This is a genomic window from Methylobacterium sp. WL19 (assembly GCF_008040005.1).
Lineage (GTDB): Bacteria > Pseudomonadota > Alphaproteobacteria > Rhizobiales > Beijerinckiaceae > Methylobacterium > Methylobacterium bullatum.
Genome location: NZ_VRVC01000119.1, coordinates 1 through 15491, shown reverse-complemented (window position 1 = coordinate 15491; position 15491 = coordinate 1). Strand labels below are relative to the sequence as shown.

Annotated in this window: 16 protein-coding genes; 7 read left to right on the top strand and 9 right to left on the bottom strand. The window is 63.4% G+C overall.

Annotated elements, in window-relative coordinates; genetic code table 11:
* Nucleotides 1–424: 424 nt before the first annotated feature.
* Complete coding sequence (locus tag FV220_RS25615; RefSeq protein ID WP_187273468.1) at nt 425–598, top strand: hypothetical protein; 174 nt, start codon at nt 425–427, stop codon at nt 596–598.
* Nucleotides 599–671: 73 nt separating this feature from the next.
* On the opposite strand, the gene FV220_RS19755 is transcribed toward FV220_RS25615, so the two are convergent.
* Nucleotides 672–2003: an MFS transporter gene (locus FV220_RS19755; RefSeq protein ID WP_147832964.1), complete on the bottom strand. Its 1332-nt coding sequence runs from the start codon at nt 2001–2003 to the stop codon at nt 672–674.
* 368 nt (nt 2004–2371) lie between these two features.
* Here FV220_RS19755 and cyoA point away from each other — a divergent pair, with 368 nt between their 5' ends.
* The 5 genes from cyoA (at nt 2372) to FV220_RS19730 (ending at nt 7529) form a co-directional block, all read left to right on the top strand.
* Nucleotides 2372–3496 (top strand): ubiquinol oxidase subunit II, encoded by a 1125-nt coding sequence (gene cyoA / locus FV220_RS19750; RefSeq protein ID WP_147832966.1) that lies wholly within the window; start codon nt 2372–2374, stop codon nt 3494–3496.
* Between the two features lie 132 nt (nt 3497–3628).
* Nucleotides 3629–5632, top strand: a complete 2004-nt coding sequence (gene cyoB / locus FV220_RS19745; protein WP_147832963.1) for a cytochrome o ubiquinol oxidase subunit I — start codon at nt 3629–3631, stop codon at nt 5630–5632.
* A gap of 5 nt (nt 5633–5637) precedes the next feature.
* Nucleotides 5638–6267: a cytochrome o ubiquinol oxidase subunit III gene (gene cyoC / locus FV220_RS19740; protein WP_056158042.1), complete on the top strand. Its 630-nt coding sequence runs from the start codon at nt 5638–5640 to the stop codon at nt 6265–6267.
* Nucleotides 6264–6665 (top strand): cytochrome o ubiquinol oxidase subunit IV, encoded by a 402-nt coding sequence (cyoD, locus tag FV220_RS19735; protein ID WP_018042802.1) that lies wholly within the window; start codon nt 6264–6266, stop codon nt 6663–6665. The genes cyoC and cyoD overlap by 4 nt, the downstream gene beginning before the upstream one ends.
* 120 nt (nt 6666–6785) lie before the next feature.
* The gene (locus tag FV220_RS19730; protein ID WP_147832962.1) at nt 6786–7529 is read left to right on the top strand and encodes an SURF1 family protein; all 744 of its coding nucleotides are present in this window, start codon (nt 6786–6788) and stop codon (nt 7527–7529) included.
* A 4-nt stretch (nt 7530–7533) separates the two neighbouring features.
* Here FV220_RS19730 and FV220_RS19725 read toward each other — a convergent pair whose 3' ends face one another.
* The 5 genes from FV220_RS19725 to FV220_RS19705 form a co-directional block, all read right to left on the bottom strand.
* Entirely contained in the window at nt 7534–9624 is a 2091-nt protein-coding gene (locus tag FV220_RS19725) for a prolyl oligopeptidase family serine peptidase (protein WP_147832961.1), read from the bottom strand.
* Between the two features lie 98 nt (nt 9625–9722).
* Nucleotides 9723–9974, bottom strand: a complete 252-nt coding sequence (locus FV220_RS19720) for a hypothetical protein (RefSeq protein WP_056144529.1) — start codon at nt 9972–9974, stop codon at nt 9723–9725.
* A gap of 83 nt (nt 9975–10057) precedes the next feature.
* The gene (gene rpsI / locus FV220_RS19715; RefSeq protein ID WP_026175762.1) at nt 10058–10537 is read right to left on the bottom strand and encodes a 30S ribosomal protein S9; all 480 of its coding nucleotides are present in this window, start codon (nt 10535–10537) and stop codon (nt 10058–10060) included.
* 2 nt (nt 10538–10539) lie between these two features.
* On the bottom strand, nt 10540–11001 hold the full coding sequence (gene rplM / locus FV220_RS19710) for a 50S ribosomal protein L13 (protein WP_018042797.1): 462 nt from the start codon (nt 10999–11001) through the stop codon (nt 10540–10542).
* A gap of 579 nt (nt 11002–11580) precedes the next feature.
* Nucleotides 11581–12009, bottom strand: coding sequence for a PaaI family thioesterase (locus FV220_RS19705; RefSeq protein WP_147832960.1), 429 nt, complete (start codon nt 12007–12009; stop codon nt 11581–11583).
* Between the two features lie 65 nt (nt 12010–12074).
* Here FV220_RS19705 and FV220_RS19700 point away from each other — a divergent pair, with 65 nt between their 5' ends.
* The gene (locus FV220_RS19700; protein WP_147832959.1) at nt 12075–12632 is read left to right on the top strand and encodes a CoA-binding protein; all 558 of its coding nucleotides are present in this window, start codon (nt 12075–12077) and stop codon (nt 12630–12632) included.
* 59 nt (nt 12633–12691) lie between these two features.
* Here the strand turns inward: FV220_RS19700 and FV220_RS19695 are convergent, their stop codons facing one another.
* From FV220_RS19695 to FV220_RS19685, 3 genes are all read right to left on the bottom strand, one after another.
* A complete protein-coding gene (locus FV220_RS19695) occupies nt 12692–13159 on the bottom strand; it encodes a hypothetical protein (protein ID WP_147832958.1) in 468 nt (155 codons plus the stop codon).
* Complete coding sequence (locus FV220_RS19690; RefSeq protein ID WP_147832957.1) at nt 13156–14091, bottom strand: AAA family ATPase; 936 nt, start codon at nt 14089–14091, stop codon at nt 13156–13158. The genes FV220_RS19695 and FV220_RS19690 overlap by 4 nt, the downstream gene beginning before the upstream one ends.
* 112 nt (nt 14092–14203) lie before the next feature.
* The gene (locus tag FV220_RS19685; RefSeq protein ID WP_147832965.1) at nt 14204–15487 is read right to left on the bottom strand and encodes an MFS transporter; all 1284 of its coding nucleotides are present in this window, start codon (nt 15485–15487) and stop codon (nt 14204–14206) included.
* Nucleotides 15488–15491: the final 4 nt, after the last annotated feature.

Here is a 15491-nt window from a genome sequence, read left to right as displayed (position 1 = left end):
GCGATTGATCCCGCCCGGAACCGGGGCCCTGCCCGGCACCGGCGGGACCTCGGGCGGCCCGGGCGGGATCAATCGCTAACCTGACCGGCACATCCGTATCGCCGCCCTTCCACAATTCTGAAACTCGAAAGGCTACGCTATGCCTATCCGCGCGACGCTCGTTTTCGCAGGTCTCGCATCTTTCACGGTTCTAGCGACTGGCGTGGGTACGGCCGAAGCATCGTGCCTGCGACAGGTCACCAACCGGTCCACATTCACCCTGGTGGTGGGCCAGGAGGGTAGTCCCACCGTGACGGTTCGCCCCGGCACCTCGCGGACGATCAGGATCGACGGGCCCGCCCCTGTGGATATCTCGGGCTATTGCGGCCGAGGGCTGCGCGGTGGCGTGCCCCTCGGACAACCTGTCCTTCGACGAAGCTTCGCTGTGACCGCCGTGAAGGACCGCTGCTTCTACCAGGTCGGCAATGGCTTCTTTGAGCGTGAGCTTGGTTCGAGCTATTTCCCGCGTGAAGATGCCGGCGCTTTTGCCCTCAATAATCCGCGTCAGGGAGATCTCGCACTCGGTCCGTCCGCTGCCGCCTGCGCCGCCATCCGCTGAACGACGAGCTGGAACGAGAAAGGCCCGCATGATGGCATGCGGGCCTTTCTTCATAGAGCCTCTTACCCAGGAATCAGTAAGTAGCGACCTTCCGGTTGATGACGAGCGCGCTCAGGGTCGCGACCGCGCCGGACAGGAGATAAACGCCGACCCAGGCCAGACCGAACCGGCTCGACAGGCTGAGGGCCACGAGCGGCGCGAAGCCGGCTCCGATCAGCCATGCGAGGTCGGAGGTAAGCGCAGCGCCCGTATAGCGGTAGCGCGTCCCGAGATTCTCGGTCACCGATCCTGAGGTCTGGCCGTAGGAGAGGCCGAGCAGACCGAAGCCGACGAGGACGTAGATCGTCTGCCCGGTCTCGCTATCGCCGAACAGCAGGGGCGCGAGGATGCTAGCGAGGCTGAACAGGCCGATGAGGCTGGCTGCGATTCCCACCAGTCTGCGCCGGCCCACCTGATCCGCCACGATTCCCGAGATCACGATCGCGCCAGCAAAGACGATGGAGCCGACGAACTGCACCAGCAGGAACTCGCCGGCCGAGCGTTTCGTGAACAAGGTGATCCAGCTGATCGGGAAGATGCTGACGAGGTGGAACAGCGCGAAACTCGCCAGCGGCACGAAAGCGCCGATGAGGACGGTCCGGCCCTGTGCGCGAATCATCTCCCAGACCGGGGTCGGGGCGAGTTCACGGGTCTCGAGCAGCTGAGTGAACTCCTCCGTCGCGACGAGGCGAAGCCGGGCGAAGAGGGCGACCACGTTCACCGCGAAGGCGACGTAGAACGGATACCGCCAGCCCCAATCCAGGAAGTCGTCCATGGTCAGATTGGCGAGGAAGAACGAGAATAGGGCACTGGCGAGCCCGAAGCCGATGGGCGCTCCGAGCTGCGGGATCATCGCGTACCAGCCCTTGCGATCGCTGGGTGCCTTGATCGACAGGAGCGAAGCCAGGCCGTCCCAGGCTCCCCCGAGGGCGAGCCCCTGCCCTATCCGGAAGGCGGCGAGCAGCCAGATCGAGGCCATGCCGATGCTGTGATAAGTCGGCAGAAAGGCGATCGACACCGTAGAGCCGCCGAGCAGGAACAGGGCGATGGTCAGCTTCACGCCCCGCCCGTGCCGCCGGTCTATCTCCATGAAGATCACCGAACCGATGGGCCGTGCGACGAAGGCGAGGGCGAAGAGAGCGAACGCGTAGAGAGTGCCATCCAGCGCCGGCACGAACGGGAAGAAGACTTTCGGGAAGATCAATACCGAGGCGATGCCGAAGACAAAGAAGTCGAAGAACTCCGACGTCCGGCCGATGAGGACGCCGACGGCAATGTCGCCGGGGGCGACTTCGGGTTCGGTAGCGCCGGCCCGGGCACCTGTGCTCAGATGCTGCGGGGTCTGCAACGCGTAATCTTGGCTCATGGACGGCCACATTCGCTGCTTGAAGGGTGGGAGGACACGCCGCACTTGGCGCGCCCCTGTGTTCCGATTATGAAGGCTTGTTGCACTGCGGCAAAGCGATGCAACGGCACGTTTCGCGGATCGCTATGGCATATTGTCCGCGATTGATGCTCCCCTTCTTACTGCCTCTCGTCAGAGAAATCAGCTATGCTCTAAACGCCCGGCTGATTGAAGCCGCAGGCCCTTGCCAGGGCGCCTTTGCACTGCGCAGGAGAAGCCCGTATCGAACCGGTGTCGCGGTAAGCGGTCCGGTCCGAACCGCCGCTTCTCGTAAACCAGATGTTTCCTCCCGACGTTCCGTCCACGGACGTCTCACTGCAGCCGGTCGGATGTCATCCAGATCCTTGCGCGCTCTCGCTATCCTGCCTCTCGTGGCCCTTCTGTCGGGCTGCAACATGGTCGTCATGCAACCCGCGGGCGACATCGCCGCGCGCCAGCGTGACCTGATCGTTGCCTCGACGGGGCTGATGCTGCTGATCATCTTACCCGTGATCGCATTCACGCTCTTCTTCGCCTGGCGCTACCGTCAGTCGAACACCGAAGCCGAGTACGATCCGGACTGGCACCACTCGACGCAGCTCGAGGTGCTGATCTGGTCCGCCCCGCTCGTGATCATCATCGCCCTTGGCGCGCTGACCTGGATCAGCACGCATACGCTCGATCCCTACCGGCCCCTCAGCCGCATCGACGCCTCGCGGCCCCTCTCGCCGGATGTGAAGCCGTTGACCGTGGAGGTCGTGGCCCTCGACTGGAAATGGCTGTTCTTCTACCCCGATCTCGGCATCGCCACGGTGAACGAGCTCGCGGCACCGGTGGATGTACCGATCAACTTCAAGATCACCTCGGCCTCCATGATGAACTCGTTCTTCATCCCAGCGCTGGCGGGGCAGATTTACGCCATGGCCGGCATGGAGACGAAGTTGCACGCCGTCATCAACAAGGCTGGCGTCTATGAAGGCTTCTCGGCCAATTACAGCGGCGAGGGCTTCTCGCGGATGAACTTCAAGTTCCACGGCGTAACCCAGGAAGGGTTCGACCAGTGGGTGGCCAAGGCGAAAGCCGAAGGTAAGGAGCTCACCCGCGACGCCTTCATCGCGCTGGAAAAGCCGAGCGAGCGTGAGCCGGTGAGCTACTACTCCTCCGTCGCGCCAGGCCTCTACAACGCGATCCTCAACATGTGTGTCATCGAGGGTAAGATGTGCATGGGCGAGATGATGAGCATCGATTCAAAGGGCGGCGCCGGCAAGGAAAGCCACGCCAACCAAGAGCGGCTCCGCTACGACAACCGTCATGCCGTCCGCGGCGAGGAGGCGCAGGGTGCGACGTTCCCTGCCTCCGAGAAGAAGCCGCGTACCCAAGAGGTCGACCCCGCCAAGGGGCATGACCACCACCACGACCATTCCGGGCCGGACACGAAACAAAGCGACCCTGCCCCGGCACAATTGAACCGCTAGGCCGACGCGATGACGCGCGGCCTTCGGGACAGGCGCGTCACGGCGACGGCACCACTAAATTGAACCCATGAGAGACGGGTACCGAGTCGATCGGTACGTCCCCTCGCCGACAACCGGGAACGAAGCGATCCCATGTTTGCCAATCTCGATCTTCAGAAGCTCGTCTTCGGGCGCCTGACTCTCGAAGCCATCCCATATCACGAGCCGATCCTGCTCGTGACCTTCATCGGCGTCGCCATCGGTGGCGTCGGGCTTCTGGGCCTCATCACCTACATGCGCTGGTGGGGTCCGCTGTGGCGCGACTGGTTCACCTCCGTCGACCACAAGAAGATCGGCATCATGTATGTGGTGCTCGCCCTGGTGATGCTGCTTCGCGGCTTCTCCGATGCGCTCCTCATGCGTTCGCAACAGGCCATGGCGTTCGGTGCCAACGAAGGCTATCTGCCGCCGCATCATTACGACCAGATCTTCACCGCCCATGGCGTGATCATGATCTTCTTCGTGGCGATGCCCCTGGTCACCGGCCTGATGAACTTCGTCGTGCCGCTGCAGATCGGCGCGCGCGACGTGTCGTTCCCGTTCCTCAACAATTTCAGCTTCTGGATGACCGTCAGCGGTGCCGCGACGATCATGGCCTCGCTGTTCGTCGGCGAGTTCGCCCGCACCGGATGGCTCGCCTATCCCCCGCTCTCCGGCCCTGCCGGCAGCCCGGGCGTGGGCGTCGACTATTACATCTGGGGTCTCCAGATCGCCGGTATCGGCACCCTGCTGTCGGGTATCAACCTCATCGCCACCATCGTGAAGATGCGTGCCCCCGGCATGACGATGATGAAGATGCCGATCTTCACCTGGACCGCCCTCTGTACGAACATCCTCATCGTCGCCGCCTTCCCGGTCCTCACGGCCGTTCTCGCGCTGCTCTCCCTCGACCGCTACGTGGGCACGCACTTCTTCTCGAACGACCTCGGCGGCAACCCGATGATGTACGTGAACCTCATCTGGATCTGGGGTCACCCGGAGGTCTACATCCTGATCCTGCCGGCCTTCGGCGTCTTCTCGGAGATCGTCTCGACCTTCTCCGGCAAGCGGCTCTTCGGCTACGCGTCCATGGTCTACGCCACCGTGGTCATCACGATCCTGTCCTACCTCGTCTGGCTGCACCACTTCTTCACGATGGGCTCGGGAGCCTCCGTGAATTCGTTCTTCGGCATCACGACGATGATCATCTCGATCCCGACGGGGGCGAAGCTCTTCAACTGGCTCTTCACCATGTACAAGGGCCGCATCCGCTTCGAGGAGCCGATGCTCTGGGCCATCGGCTTCATGGTGACCTTCACCATCGGCGGAATGACCGGCGTTCTGCTCGCCGTGCCCCCGGCCGATTTCGTGTTGCACAACAGTCTGTTCCTCATCGCCCACTTCCACAACGTCATCATCGGCGGCGTGCTGTTCGGCATGCTGGCCGGCATCACCTACTGGTTCCCGAAGGCCTTCGGCTTCCGGCTCGACCCGTTCTGGGGGAAGATGTCGTTCTGGTTCTGGCTCTCGGGCTTCTACTTCGCCTTCATGCCGCTCTACGTCCTCGGCCTCATGGGCGTGACCCGCCGCGTCCAGCATTTCGACGACCCGTCGCTGCAGATCTGGTTCATCATCGCCGCCTTCGGCGCCGGTCTGATCGCACTCGGCATCCTCTCCTTCATCATCCAGCTCGTGGTGAGCTTCATGCGGCGCGAAGCATTGCGTGACCACACCGGCGATCCGTGGGGCGGCCGGACCCTCGAATGGTCGACCTCCTCCCCGCCGCCGGACTACAACTTCGCCTTCACGCCGGTGATCCACGACCACGATGCGTGGTCGGACATGAAGCGTCGCGGCTATGCGCGACCGCTCAAGGGCTTCCGTCCGATCCACATGCCGAAGAACACCGGTACGGGCATGATCCTGGGTATCCTCAGCATCGGCTTCTCGTTCGGTATGATCTGGTACATCTGGTGGCTTGCGGCGCTGACCTTCATCGCCATGGCCGTCGTCGCCATCGGTCACACGTTCAACTACAACCGCGACTTCTACATCTCGGCCGACGCCGTCATCGGTACCGAGACTGAACGGACGCGGATGCTCGAAGGTCGGGTCTGAGAACCATGGCGTCGCACTCCCCCACCCTCGCCAAGGACGGCGAGGCACCCTCCTTCTACATGGAGGAGGATCACCATCCCGAAGGCGGCACCATGCTCGGCTTCTGGATCTACCTGATGAGCGATTGCCTCATCTTTGCGGCCCTGTTCGCCACATACGCCGTTCTCGGTCGCAACTATGCGGCGGGTCCGTCCCCGAAGGACCTGTTCGACCTGCCGCTGGTGGCGCTGAACACCTCGATGCTGCTGTTCTCCTCCATCACCTATGGCTTTGCCATGCTGGAGATGGCCAAGGGCGAACAACGGCGGATGCAGCTCTGGCTCGGCGTGACCGGCCTGTTCGGCCTCGCCTTCATCGGGCTCGAACTCTACGAGTTCGCCCACCTCATCCATGAGGGCGCCGGACCCCAGCGTAGCGCCTTCCTGTCGTCGTTCTTCACGCTGGTAGGCACCCACGGCCTGCACGTGACCCTCGGCCTCGTCTGGCTCATCGTCCTGATGGTTCAGACCGAACGGAAGGGCCTGATCCCGGAGAACCAGCGGCGCCTTCAGTGCCTGTCGATGTTCTGGCACTTCCTCGACGTCATCTGGATCGGCGTCTTCACCTTCGTCTATCTCATGGGAGTGCTGCAATGAGCGCCGCCAGCCAGTCCGCCCATGCCGCTGACCATGAAGAGGACGTGAAGGGCCACGGCGACCAGAGCGGTCATGGCTCCTTCAAGGGCTACGTCACCGGCTTCGTGCTCTCCGTCATCCTCACCGCCATTCCGTTCTGGCTGGTGATGGGCGATGTGCTTGGAAACCCCCGCCTCACGGGCCTTGTCATCATGGGCTTCGGCGTGGTGCAGATCGTGGTCCACATGGTCTACTTCCTCCACATGAACACCAAGTCCGAGGGTGGGTGGACGATCCTGGCGCTGATCTTCACCCTGACGCTCGTGGTGATCACGCTCACGGGCTCCGTCTGGGTGATGTATCATCTGAACACCAACATGATGCCGATGACGCCGACCAGCCTCCATCAGCACCATTAGCGCATCGCCCCGGAACGGTATTCTGTTCGCTAGACAGACGATGCGACATCGGAAGCCCATGGCCCCGTCCCGGATGCGAAATCCGCGGCGGGGCCATGGATTTTGTGCCGACCCGCTTCGATGAATACGGGGAGATCCTCGCGACGCGCGACGCCGACGCTTGTCGCGGTCGGCGTCCTGACACTCGTGGTCGTGGTGGCTTTCGCGGCACTCGGGACATGGCAGGTGCAGCGCCGCGCGTGGAAGCACGACCTGATCGCCCGGGTCGACGCGAGGATCCAAGCCGATCCGGTCCCCGCCCCAGGGCGCGCGGACTGGCCCGCGCTCGATGTCGGGACAGACGCCTACAAGCGCGTCGTCGCCACCGGGACCTTCGCATATGACCGGGAGACCCTGGTCCAGGCGGTCACGGAACTCGGCGGCGGTTTCTGGGTGATGACGCCGCTGGTGGGGGCCGATGGTTCCACCATCCTTGTCAATCGCGGCTTCGTTCCGGCGCAGATGCGCGATGCCGCGACCCGCGAGATCGGTCGGCGGGCGGGTGAGGGCCGCGTCACTGGTCTGCTGCGCTTGTCCGAGCCCGGTGGCGGTTTCCTCCGCCGCAACGACCCCGCTGCCGATCGCTGGTACTCACGCGATGTGGCGGCCATCGCCGCTTCGCGTGGCCTCGGCCCGACCGCGCCCTACTTCATCGATGCCGATGCGGAGCCCAATCCCGGCGGGTATCCCGTGGGCGGGCTCACCGTGGTCGCCTTCAGCGACAACCACCTCGTTTACGCGCTGACTTGGTATGCGCTCGCCATCATGGCGGCGGCCGGTGGCGCTTACGTGATCCGCGACGGGATGCGCCGGCGCGACGCCTGAGCGTTCAGCCCTCCTCCGGAACCCAGCCGATGGACTGCCGGAGGAATCCCATGCCGAGGGCGAGGAAAGCGGCCGTTTCGGAATTGTCCTTGCCATAGCCGTGGCCGCCGGCCGCCGGCTCGAAGAAGGCCGGGTCGTAGCCGAGATGGCGCAGCTTCTCCGCCATCTTGCGGGCATGCCCCGGATGGACGCGGTCGTCCCGTCGTGTGGTGGCGATGAGGATCGGGGGATAGGGCTTGCCCGCTTCAGCCGTGTGATAGGCCGAGATGGCGCCGAGGAAACTCCAATCCGCCTCCACATCGGGGTCGCCGTATTCGGCGATCCAGCTCGCGCCCGCCAGGAGTTTCGAATAGCGCCGCATGTCGATGAGGGGGATCGTGCAGAACAGGGCGCCGAAGCGCTCGGGGTAGCGGGTCAGCATGTTGGCGATGAGGAGGCCGCCATTCGAGCCGCCCTGCGCGGCGATGCGCTGGGGTTTCGTGATGCCGCGCGCCACGAGATCCGCCGCCACCGCCGCGAAATCGTCATGCGCCAGCGCCTTGCCCTCGCGCCGGCCGGCCTGATGCCAGCGGGTGCCGAACTCGCCGCCGCCACGGATGTTGGCGACGACGCCGATGCCGCCCTTCTCCAGCCAGAGTTTGCCGAGCACGGCCTGGTAGGTGGGAAGCAGCGAGATCTGGAAGCCGCCATAGGCTGACAGATGCACGGGCGTGTCACCGCTTGCCTCGGCGGGGCCGACCTGGACGTAGGGGATGCGCTCGCCGTCCACCGAGACGGCCTCGTGGCGGGTGACCGTCAACCCTTTGGTATCGAAGGCCGATGGCGTCGTGCGCAGGATGGTGGGAGCCGAGAGATCGCCGGGGATCGACAGCAGCGTCGGCGGCGTCAGCGGATCCTGAACCATGGCGAGGAGCGACCCGTCCGACTCGCTCGGCTCGGAATCGAAGGGCCAGACCGAGACGCTGCCGATCTCGGGCAGGCCCGGAAGGCCGAGGCGCTTCCAGCCGCCCTCCTCTGGTTCAAACACGCTGTAGGACGGGCGCAGATCGTCGAGGGCGTCGACGATGAGGCGCGGCCCGGCCCAGGACACGTTCTGCAGCGCCCTGCGGTCGGAGGGCGTCCACAACACGGTGAAGGCGCGATCCCCGTCGAGGAAGGCCGGTAGGCCGATGGCCAGGACCGTATCGGGCACGTGGAGCGCGCCGCCGATGCTCCAGTCCGAGCGGGTCCGGATGACGAGATGGTCGCCATGGAGGGAGATTTCGGCGTCGGTGGGGGCGTCGATGCGGTGAGTCGGCCCAGTTCGGTCGCCGATATGCAGGATGCCGTCGAAGAAGCCGGTGCGCTCCATGAACACCACGTGCTCGGAGGGCGCGGCGTGGTCGACCTCGCCCCACAGGCCCATATTCTCGGGCGCGGTCTCGAACAGGATGGTGGCCGCGAGCGGGTCCTGGCCGCGCGTCCAGAGCCGAACCGTGCGCGAATAGCCGGAGCGGGTGGCCATGCCCTCGCCGAGGGCGCTGGAAAGGATCAGCGTGTCGCGGTCGAGCCAATCGGCCCCGCCTTTCGCCTCGGGCAGGGTGAAACCGTCGGCGACGAAGCTGAGCGTCGGCAGGTCGAATTCGCGCAGGATGGTGGCGTCGCCCCCTCCCCGGCTCAGCTTCAGCAGGGCGCGGTCATGGGTGCCGGGGATGAGCGTCGCGCCGCCCCAAACCCAATCCACGCCTTCGGTTTTCGCCAGGGCGTCGATGTCGAGGAGGGTCTCCCAGGCGGGGGTGCCGGCGCGGTAGGAGGCTTCGTCGGTGCGCCGCCACAGGCCGAGGGGATGCTCGGCATCGCGCCAGATGTTGTAGAGGAGATGGCCGCGCCGTGACACGAGGGGGATCTTGTCAGGCCGGTCGAGGATGGCCTTCACCGCCTCGCGGTCGCGCTCCATGACAGGGTCGGTGAAGCGCGCCAGCGTCTCGGCATTGCGCGCCTCGACCCAGGCGACGGCGTCTTCACCCTCCACCTCTTCGAGCCAGAGATGGGGGTCGTCATCGGGGTCGGCGCGGGTGGGGCGGGGGTCGAAGGTGGGTGTCGTCGGCTCGCTCATGCCCCGAAACTAGGGCGATTCCACCGGAATGGCGACGGCTTTCGAGCGGAATCGGACCCCCCTTTCGACCGGTACGCGACGGGGCTTGGCGCGAATCTCTAACCCTCGAGCGTTCCCCAGCTCGGCTTCCAGGCGCTTTGCGGATCGATGACCACGATTTCCATGCCGCCCTCGTTGGCCACGTGGACGGCGATGCCGAAGGCCTGGGCGATGGGAAGCACCCCGGTGGTGCTGAACTGGCGTCCGTCGGCGAGCTTCACTTCGCCCTTCACCTCGCCGTCGGCCTTCGACAGGCAGAGCGTGACCGCGCTGACGACGGGGGCGTGAACGCGCCGGAAGACGTTGGGCATCGAGAGACCTTCGGACTGTGTCGCGACAAACGAAAAGGGCGGCACGAGGCCGCCCTTTCCAAAACTCGAGAGAACCGAAACGCTCAGCGCTTCGAGAACTGGAAGCTGCGGCGAGCCTTCTTGCGGCCGTACTTCTTGCGCTCGACCACGCGGCTGTCGCGGGTCAGGAAGCCTTCGCGCTTCAGGGGGGCGCGGAGTTCCGGCTCGTAATAGGTGAGCGCCTTGGACAGGCCGTGACGGACGGCGCCGGCCTGGCCGGAGAGACCGCCGCCATGCACCGTGACCGTGATGTCGTACTGGTCGACGCGGTTGGCGATGGTGAGCGGCTGGCGCAGGATCATGCGCAGCACGGGGCGGGCGAAGTAGGTCTCGACCGTGCGGCCGTTGACCACCACGGTGCCGTTGCCGGGCTTGATCCAGACGCGGGCGACCGCGTCCTTGCGCTTGCCGGTGGCATAGGCGCGGCCCTGGGCGTCGAGCTTCTGAACGTGGACGGGAGCCGCGTTCTCGGGATCTTCGACGTTGGCGCGGTTCAGGTCGGAGAGGGACTGGAGGGTCGCCATGATCAAGCGCTCACGTTCTTGCGGTTGAGGCTGCCGACGTCGAGCGCCTGCGGCTGCTGGGCGGTGTGGGGATGCTCGGTGCCCTTGTAGACCCGGAGGTTGCCCATGATCTGGCGGAACAGCGGTCCACGGGGGAGCATGCGCTCCACGGCCTTCTCGACCACGCGCTCGGGGAACCGGCCGTCGAGGATGAACTTCGCGGTCCGCTCCTTGATGCCGCCCGGGTAGCCGGTGTGGTGGTAATACACCTTCTGCTCGCGCTTGCGGCCGGTGAACTTCACCTTCTCGGCGTTGATGACGATGACGTTGTCGCCGCAATCGACGTGGGGCGTGTAGGAAGGCTTGTGCTTTCCACGCAGGCGCATCGCGATGATGGTGGCGAGCCGGCCGACGACCAGACCCTCCGCATCGACGATGATCCACTTCTTGTCGACGTCGGCGGGCTTCAGAGAAAAGGTCTTCATCCCGTGGCGTTCCGTATGATGTCTTGCAAAACGATGCGCCGCCACGTGAGACACGCAGCGGCGTTGGAGGCTGCAATACGGGGCGACGGGTGAGTCGTCAAGGCATTTCCGATGAGGGAAATCGGCAAAAACCTCAAGGAAACGAGGTGTTTCGGGGTTGAGGTATCAGGATACCGCATCCTTCGCGCTCCCCTCCCACCCGCGACCTCATCCTGAGGCGCCCGCGCCCGCGGGCCTCGAAGGAGCCCTCCAGCCATCTTGCGTGATCTGGACCCCTCCTTCGAGGCCTCCGCTGCGCTGCGGCGCCTCAGGATGAGGTGGATGGGTGGGAATGGCCGGCCGCTTCGGCGGGTTCGAGACTGGGCACGTCGCCATCGGTCAGCGAGATCGGCTGAAACGTGAGGAAGCTTGACTGTCGGGGGCTGGGCTATCCGGCACCGGCTCCCCCCTCTCCCCTCTGCGGGAGAGGGTGGCCTACGGAGTGGGTCGGGTGAGGGGAGCGCCCTATCCGGAGAGGTCGCCCCCTCTCCCGGTCGCTCCGCGACCACCCTCCCCCACAGAGGGGGGAGGGTCACGTGCTCACCGCTCCGGCGGGATCGAGTACGTCCCCGTGGCGTGGCAGACGAGGTCGTCGGAGCCGGTGGCGAAGAGGCGTGCCTCCCCCACCGCGAGGCGCTTGCCGAGCTTGAGGAGCGTGGCCTCGGCGACGAGGCCGGTGGGGCCGGGTTTCCTCAGGAAGTTAAAGGAGAGGTTCGTCGTCACGGCCAAACCCACCGGGCCGATATTGGCGAGGATCGCCGCGTAGAGGGCGTAATCGGCGAGCGCCATCATGGCCGGGCCGGAGATCGTGCCGCCGGGGCGCAGGAAGCGCTCGTGATGGTCGAGCCGCATCCGCGCGGAGAGCGGACCCACCGATTCGAGGTGGAAGGCCGGCCCGTCATGGTTCATCTGCGGGAAGTCCCGCTCCAGAAAGGCGATGGTCTCAGGAAGGCTCATGCGCGTCGTCATGGCTCGCCTTGCAGCACGGGGCGCGATGGCGGACAAGTCTATGAGCCCGTCACGCAAGAGTCCCGATGACCGACACCGTCGCCGTCCGCCATGATCCGTCGCGCCATGACCGCTATCCCGATGCGCTGATCCGCCGGCTCCTCACGGAGACGAAGACCATCGCCCTCGTGGGCGCGTCCGCGAACCCGGCCCGGCCGAGCTGGATCGTGCTGAAATACCTGCTGTCGCGGGGCTACGACGTGATCCCGGTCAATCCCGGCCTCGCCGGGCAGATGCTGCTGGGCAAGCCCGTCGCCGCCCGCCTCGCCGACCTCCCCGGCCCCGTCGACATGGTCGAAATTTTTCGGAACTCCGACGCGGCCGGAGGCCTCGTGGACGAAGCCCTCGCCCTGCCGGTGCGGCCGAAGATCGTCTGGATGCAGCTTGGCGTCCGCGACGATGCCGCCGCCGCCCGCGCCGAGGCGGCGGGCGTCACCGTGGTGATGAACCGCTGCCCCAAGATCGAGTACGGGCGGATCTCCGGTGAGATCGGCTGGACCGGGGTGAATTCTCGGATCTTGAGTTCGAAGCGGCCGGTTTTGGGGGGTAAGGGGGTTCAGAGGCTGACGATTGATCGGGGATGAGATCGAATAATTGTGCGGTTTTCTTGTAACAATATTTTTCAGTTCTTTTAAGTGGGCTGCTATGAAGATCTTGATTGTCCGCCTCTTTTTGCCTCTTCAGAGATAATATCAAGTGACTTTTCGTGCTGAGAAGCTGCAGTAATCGCTTTAATGATTTCTTCTCTAGGTAGTTTTTCAAGCCGAGATCTAACAATTCCGAAGCGTTCTGCTCCCAGAATTATTAGGTGTGCCTTCGTCAATGCTGGATTAATTAATACTTTCTGAACTTCTTCGGTTGATAGGCCGCTGAAATCGATTTCGTCATCAAAGTCGAAGCCACCTTGATCTACGAATTTCTCCGCTGCCGTTGAAACAGAAGCTAGTTTGGCTTCGGCTAGAATAGTTGCTAGATTTAGCAGCGCCTCACCCATCGCAGGATTGCCAGTTATAGGATCCTTCATTGCGACAGAGAGATGTTTTAAGTAACGTCCCACATCAGCCGCCGAAATGCCTTTGTTCTTTTTTTTATTTGATCGTTGCTTTATCATAGCGCATCAATCCGCGTTTTTAAGGCCGCTGTAAGGCGTTGATACATCCCATTTAGTCCCCGGCTTCCGATGTTTTGCGTATGTCCCTTGTCATATACTGGAACTCCTTCGGCAAGTGCCTGTGAAATCCCTGTCCCGTCCTCAATGTACGGTTGGACAAGATACGATTTCCAAAAGCGCTGTAGTGACGCTAAATGTTGCGTGTGGTCATCGGTATAACCAGAGTTAGCAGGGCCATGAGTTTTTATTCTTGTGATTGCAACGCCTGCAAGTTTTGTGTCAGGGACATGCATCGACCGAGGCGTGCCTAATGCTGCAAGTGCCTTGAGGCGGCTGTCAATGCCGGTTCGGACCATTTGAAATAGATGAGGTGCGCCACGTTCCATGACTGCTTCAGGAATGACGGGAATAATATAGCCATGGCTTGCAGCAATAGCGTTCTGCGAGACTATTTTTGTCGCTGGTGGACAGTCAAATATAATGTAATCGAATTCACTATCAATGCCTGACTCTTCAAGCCATCTGCAGACCAGAGTTCTTTTATTCCATTCTGAAGAAATTGCATTACCATGATGTGATGCTGTTAATTCAATTTCGATGTCGTCCAACTGCAAGCTAGCAGGAACGACTTTCAAGTTTTTGTAATGAGTAGGATTTAGTTGGGTCGCAGACACTATGTCTGATCCGGGCATCGAAGGACTTTGCCCGATGAAAGGTTTAAATATCTCGTTTGCAGTTTTGTTGGATTTTACTTTTGCATTCCATTCTTGCGGACCAAGGCAAAGTATAGAAATACTGCTTTGGTGATCCATATCTACAACCAAAACTTTTGCAGGCGAATGAAAGCGCACTAATCCGGCAGCTAGCTGAAATGCTAACGTAGTTTTACCAACTCCGCCTTTAAAGTTAATCACGCTAATTCTTTTTGCCACTACATTGGTCCTTTAATTGACAAAAATCTTTGCAAGAAGGTTTTGAATGCAATCACTCTTCTGCGGGCGCGTTTGAATTTTCGAGCGCGAAAAAGCTGATGATTCTCTAGATTTATATAACGGATTTGCGCGTTTCCGGCATGAGAAAAACTGCAGTGAAGCTCGCCCCAGCCGCCACAGCCAGATACAACCCAACCCAACCGATCCCGCCCCACTCACTCAGCCGCTGCGCCAGATACGGCGCGGCGGAGGCGCCCAGGATGCCGGCGAGGTTGTAGGTCACCGAGGCGCCCGTGTAGCGGACGCGGGTGGGGAAGAGCTCGGGCAGCAGGGCGCCCATGGGGCCGAACAGCCAGCCCATGGCGAAGAGGCCCAGACACAGGAAGCCGAGCACCAGGCCGCCCTGCCCGCTCCCCAGCATCGGGCCGAGCAGTAGGCCGAGGGACGCGGTGAAGGCGAGGCCGGTGAGGAGGACGGGGCGGCGACCGTAACGGTCGGCGGCCCAGCCCGAGAGCGGGATGCCGAGGCCCATGAACAGCACGGCGACGCATTCGAACAGCAGGAAGGTCGGGCGGGTAAAGCCGAGTTTCGAGACGCCGTAGCTCAGGGCGAAGACGGTGGAGAGGTAGAACACCGCGTAGCAGGCCACCATGGCGAAGGTGCCGAGCAGCGTCGCCTTGATGTATTTCGTGAAGATGACGGCCAGCGGCACGCGCTCGGGCGGGGCTTTCTCCATGGCGGCCTTGAAGACCGGCGTCTCGGTGAGCTTCAGGCGGACATAGAGCCCGACGCCGACGAGCACGGCGGAGGCGAGGAACGGGATGCGCCAGCCCCAGGCCTGGAAATCGGCCGGGCTCAGGGCGAGGGCGAGGCCGAGGAAGCCCAGATTGGCGGTGATGAAGCCCACCGGCGCGCCGAGCTGCGGGAAGATGCCGTAGAGGGCGCGGCGCCCCGGCGGGGCGTTCTCCACCGCCAGCAGGGCAGCACCCCCCCATTCGCCGCCAAAGCCGATGCCCTGGCCGAAGCGCAGGACGCACAGCGCGAAGGGCGCCCACCAGCCGGCGGTGGCATAGGTCGGCAGGCAGCCGATGAGCACGGTGGAGAGGCCCATGATCATCAGCGAAGCCACCAGCGTCGCCTTGCGCCCGACCCTGTCGCCGAAATGCCCGAAGAACGCCGCCCCCAGCGGCCGCGCGATGAAGGCGATGGAGAAGGTGGCGAAGGCCGCCAGCGTCTGCACTGAGGGATCGTCGGCCGAGAAGAAGATCGGCCCGATCACCAGGGCGGCGGCCGTGGCGTAGACGTAGAAATCGTAGAACTCGATCGCCGTGCCGACGAAGCTGGCGATGAGGATCCGCGCGGCGGGAACGGGAGGGGGCGGAGCGGGCTGGAGCATGTGC

Bases quoted from the DNA above. Each gene is read 5' to 3' on its own strand.
- FV220_RS19755 (WP_147832964.1), bottom strand. From the start codon at position 2,003: ATGAGCCAAGATTACGCGTTGCAGACCCCGCAGCATCTGAGCACAGGT.
- cyoA (WP_147832966.1), top strand. From the start codon at position 2,372: ATGTCATCCAGATCCTTGCGCGCTCTCGCTATCCTGCCTCTCGTGGCC.
- cyoB (WP_147832963.1), top strand. From the start codon at position 3,629: ATGTTTGCCAATCTCGATCTTCAGAAGCTCGTCTTCGGGCGCCTGACT.
- cyoC (WP_056158042.1), top strand. From the start codon at position 5,638: ATGGCGTCGCACTCCCCCACCCTCGCCAAGGACGGCGAGGCACCCTCC.
- cyoD (WP_018042802.1), top strand. From the start codon at position 6,264: ATGAGCGCCGCCAGCCAGTCCGCCCATGCCGCTGACCATGAAGAGGAC.
- FV220_RS19730 (WP_147832962.1), top strand. From the start codon at position 6,786: ATGAATACGGGGAGATCCTCGCGACGCGCGACGCCGACGCTTGTCGCG.
- FV220_RS19725 (WP_147832961.1), bottom strand. From the start codon at position 9,624: ATGAGCGAGCCGACGACACCCACCTTCGACCCCCGCCCCACCCGCGCC.
- FV220_RS19720 (WP_056144529.1), bottom strand. From the start codon at position 9,974: ATGCCCAACGTCTTCCGGCGCGTTCACGCCCCCGTCGTCAGCGCGGTC.
- rpsI (WP_026175762.1), bottom strand. From the start codon at position 10,537: ATGGCGACCCTCCAGTCCCTCTCCGACCTGAACCGCGCCAACGTCGAA.
- rplM (WP_018042797.1), bottom strand. From the start codon at position 11,001: ATGAAGACCTTTTCTCTGAAGCCCGCCGACGTCGACAAGAAGTGGATC.
- FV220_RS19705 (WP_147832960.1), bottom strand. From the start codon at position 12,009: ATGACGACGCGCATGAGCCTTCCTGAGACCATCGCCTTTCTGGAGCGG.
- FV220_RS19700 (WP_147832959.1), top strand. From the start codon at position 12,075: ATGACCGACACCGTCGCCGTCCGCCATGATCCGTCGCGCCATGACCGC.
- FV220_RS19695 (WP_147832958.1), bottom strand. From the start codon at position 13,159: ATGATAAAGCAACGATCAAATAAAAAAAAGAACAAAGGCATTTCGGCG.
- FV220_RS19685 (WP_147832965.1), bottom strand. From the start codon at position 15,487: ATGCTCCAGCCCGCTCCGCCCCCTCCCGTTCCCGCCGCGCGGATCCTC.